1 protein-coding gene and 1 pseudogene are annotated in these 755 nt (G+C 69.1%); both read right to left on the bottom strand.

Annotated elements, in window-relative coordinates; genetic code table 11:
- Positions 1-209 (bottom strand): annotated as a pseudogene (locus K789_RS0116095) (SAM-dependent methyltransferase); the annotation flags it as partial.
- Positions 210-245: 36 nt separating this feature from the next.
- On the bottom strand, positions 246-755 hold a 510-nt coding region (locus K789_RS0116090; protein WP_024367650.1), incomplete at its 5' end, for a TipAS antibiotic-recognition domain-containing protein.

The following is a 755-nucleotide window of genomic DNA, read 5'->3' as shown; positions in this document are numbered from 1 at the left end:
TGGCGGGCGGTCTCGGTGACGATCAGCGCGGGAACGAGCTGGTCGCGGCTGAGGGCGCTGTGCGCGGCGGTGCCGAGCAGTCCGGCGACGCCGTCAACGGTGTAGCCGATGCCGCGCAGGTCCGCCGCCAGGGCTTCGAGCAGGCCGGGGAGGTCGCTGCGCGGGGCGTCGGTGGTGTTGCCGGCCGTGAAATGCGTTGAAAGAGTCACCGGTCAAGTTTAGTCCCGGTCCCGGCGGCGCCGGTCCTAGAGGTGCTTGCCGGCGTAGATCCGGAGGGCGTCGCGGACGAAGGTTGCACCGGCTGCGCCGCCGTAGTTCGCGGCGAAGCGCGGATCGGCAACGTACATCTCCCCGAGGCCGGTGACGTAGCCTTTCACGTCGCCGTTGCTGCCCGAGGCTGACGTTGAAGCGGGCGTGCCGGGGATCCCGGAAAGCCATTCGACCTGCCGCCGGGCCAGCTCCTGCGCCTCGGCACTGTCGGCCGGGACCCCCGACTCCGCGGCCGCGGTCCAGTCGCTGCCCAGCTGCCGGGAACGTTTCTTCCAGGCGTCCTTCTGGGCCGGGCTCATCCCATGCCACCAGGCGTCTCCCGCTGCGTACGCGTCCGTGCCCCAGCGCTCCTGAACCTCGTCCTTGTACTGGGTGTGGTCGAAGCCGTCGAACATTTTCTCCGCCATGATCTCTCCTCCTGCTTTCAATCTGTCAATCGTCTGCCGGACCGAGGCGATCTGGCGGCCCAGCCGGTCCTGTTCCTG

Origin of the sequence: Arthrobacter sp. TB 26, from assembly GCF_000427315.1 — a bacterium.
Taxonomy (GTDB): domain Bacteria; phylum Actinomycetota; class Actinomycetes; order Actinomycetales; family Micrococcaceae; genus Arthrobacter.
Note: the sequence above shows the minus strand (reverse complement) of the source record. Positions and strands in the feature narration are given on the sequence as shown.